Below are 2,439 nucleotides of genomic sequence, written 5' to 3'. Positions count from 1 at the left end.
CGCGAGCCGAGGCGCGCCAGGATGCGCCGCGCGCCACCGCCCCCCGCGCCCCGGTCGCCGTCCGCCAGGACGGCAGCGCCGCGGCCATCGCCGTCTCGCCCGATGCGCTGGCCGGTTTTCCCGATTTCGAATCGGTGCTGGACCTGATCCGGCGCATGCGCGACATGAAGCTTCTGCTGGATGTCGAGGATCACCTGCGCCTGGTGCGCTATTCGCCCGGCCGGATCGAGTTCCAGCCCACCGACCACGCGCCGCGCGACTTCGCCCAGCGGCTGGCGGAACGGCTGCGCGGCTGGACCGGCGGCTATCGCTGGGCGGTGACCGTGACCGCCGAGCCCGGCCAGCCGACGGTCAGCGAACAGCGCGCCGCGCGCGAGGCCGAGGCCCGCGCCCGCGCCATGCGGAACCCGACCGTGCAGGCGATCTTCGCCGCCTTCCCCGGCGCGAAGATCACCCGGATCCGGCCGATCCCGGTGCCGGCTACGGTTGAAAAGCCGGCGGGCGAGGATACATCCCCGCATGAACTGACCGAAGGCCCGGTGGCCGAGGTCGAGGAATGGGACCCTTTCGAGGACGAGGATTAAGCGATGTTCAAGGGCCTTGGCGACATGGATCTGTCCAAGATGATGGAAGCCGCCCAGCAGATGCAGGGCAAGATGGCCGAGATGCAGGAGGGGCTGAGCCGCCTGACCGTCACCGGCGAGGCCGGGGCCGGGCTGGTCAAGGCCACGGCGACGGCCAAGGGCGAGCTGACGGCGCTCGACATCGACCCTTCGATCTTCAAGGCCGAGGACAAGGAGGTGGTCGAGGACCTGATCCTGGCCGCGATCAAGGACGCGCAGCGCCGCGCCCAGGACAAGGCGGCCGAGGAAATGGCCCGCCTGACCCGCGAGCTCGGCCTGCCGGCCGACATGAAGATGCCCTTCTGAACGATGCCGCCCGCCTCCGGCGACGAGATCGAGACGCTGATCGCCACCATGGCACGGCTGCCGGGGCTCGGGCCGCGCTCGGCCCGGCGCATCGTGCTGCACCTGATCCGCCGCCGCGCCGGACAGATGGCGCAGCTGGCGGCGCTGATGGCCAGCGTGGCGGAAAGCGCCCGCGAATGCCTGGTCTGCGGCAACATCACCCAGTCCGACATCTGCCCGATCTGCGAGGATCCGGCCCGCGCCACTGGCGAGATCTGCGTGGTGACCGACGTCGCCGACCTCTGGGCCCTGGAGCGCGGCCGCGCCTTCCGCGGCCGCTACCACGTGCTGGGCGGCAGCCTCTCGGCGCTGGACGAAATCGGTCCCGAGGACCTGCGCATCCCGCAGCTGATTGCCCGCATCGCCGAGGAAAACGTCACCGAAGTCATCCTCGCCCTCTCGGCCACGGTCGAGGGCCAGACCACCGCGCATTACATCGCCGAGGCGCTGGCCCCGACCGGCGTCGCCGTCACCGGCCTGGCGCAGGGCGTGCCCCTCGGCGGTGAGCTCGACTATCTCGACGACGGCACCATCACTGCGGCGCTGCGCGCCCGCCGCAGGCTCTAGCGGCAGCCGCCGCGCCGGGGCTCCGCCCCGGACCCCGGGGTATTTTCGAAACGGAAAAGGACGCCGGAAACGGACCGGGCGGCGCGCATGGCAAAAGGGGCGCTGCAAGCGGCGCCCCTGGCTTTCTTCCGTTTTCAATACTCCGGGGGCAAGAGCGCCCGGGAAAAGGTCTGCCGGAGCTTTTTCAGCGACGAGCGGGGCGGAGCCCCTTCCTGGGGCAGCGCCTCCGCGCGGTCAGGCCGGACCTCAGGCGTCCAGCTTTTCCACCGCCTTGGCCGGTTTCGTGATCTCGATGCGGCGCGGCTTCAGCGCCTCGGGGATCTCGCGCACCAGGTCGATGTTCAGCATGCCATCCTCGTGGCTGGCACCATCGACGCGGACATGATCGGCCAGGGTGAAGCGGCGCTCGAAGGCGCGGGTGGCGATGCCGCGGTGCAGATAGCTGCGGCCTTCCTCCTCGGCGGCCTTCTTGCCCGAGACGATGACGGCGCCGTCCTTGACCTCGACGCTCAGGTCGTCGGCGGCAAAGCCGGCCACGGCGATCGAGATGCGATAGGTGTTCTCGCCGGTCTTCTCGATGTTGTAGGGGGGATAGCTGGCGATATCGGCCGAGAGGGCACGGTCCATGACATCGGCCATGCGGTCGAAGCCGACCGAGGCACGATAAAGCGGGGTCAGGTCGAAGTTGCGCATTTTCGCATCCTTTCATCAAAGCGATACAAAGGCTTGCCCCCCGGGACGGGCGGGCAGGTCCGTCGGCGCCGAAAGGGCCGTCCGACAGCGTTGAGGTGGGAATGCGACTTGCGGCTGTCAAGCCCCGCGGGCGCCGCCGTGGCGGCACGGCCGGGGCGCCGGCGGATGCAAGGCGCGCGCGTGCGTGCGCCCCTTGGCCCGCCCGCGGCGG

The 2,439-nt window shown here is 70.4% G+C and carries 3 protein-coding genes and 1 pseudogene; 3 read left to right on the top strand and 1 reads right to left on the bottom strand.

Translation table 11 applies throughout. The features are described 5' to 3' along the window. From I9P22_RS23910 to recR, 3 genes and pseudogenes are all read left to right on the top strand, one after another. Positions 1–584, top strand: a pseudogene (locus I9P22_RS23910) (DNA polymerase III subunit gamma/tau); the annotation flags it as partial. Between the two features lie 3 nt (positions 585–587). Beyond that, positions 588–929 carry a YbaB/EbfC family nucleoid-associated protein gene (locus I9P22_RS23905; RefSeq protein ID WP_199262706.1) on the top strand — a complete coding sequence of 114 codons (342 nt, stop codon included), beginning with the start codon at positions 588–590 and terminating at the stop codon, positions 927–929. Between the two features lie 3 nt (positions 930–932). Next, positions 933–1,535, top strand: a complete 603-nt coding sequence (recR, locus tag I9P22_RS23900) for a recombination mediator RecR (protein WP_199262704.1) — start codon at positions 933–935, stop codon at positions 1,533–1,535. Positions 1,536–1,781: 246 nt separating this feature from the next. Here recR and I9P22_RS23895 read toward each other — a convergent pair whose 3' ends face one another. Beyond that, a complete protein-coding gene (locus I9P22_RS23895; protein ID WP_199262702.1) occupies positions 1,782–2,228 on the bottom strand; it encodes an Hsp20 family protein in 447 nt (148 codons plus the stop codon). Positions 2,229–2,439 lie beyond the last annotated feature (211 nt).

It is taken from the genome of Paracoccus binzhouensis, from assembly GCF_016446475.1.
Taxonomy (GTDB): domain Bacteria; phylum Pseudomonadota; class Alphaproteobacteria; order Rhodobacterales; family Rhodobacteraceae; genus Paracoccus; species Paracoccus binzhouensis.
Note: the sequence above shows the minus strand (reverse complement) of the source record. Positions and strands in the feature narration are given on the sequence as shown.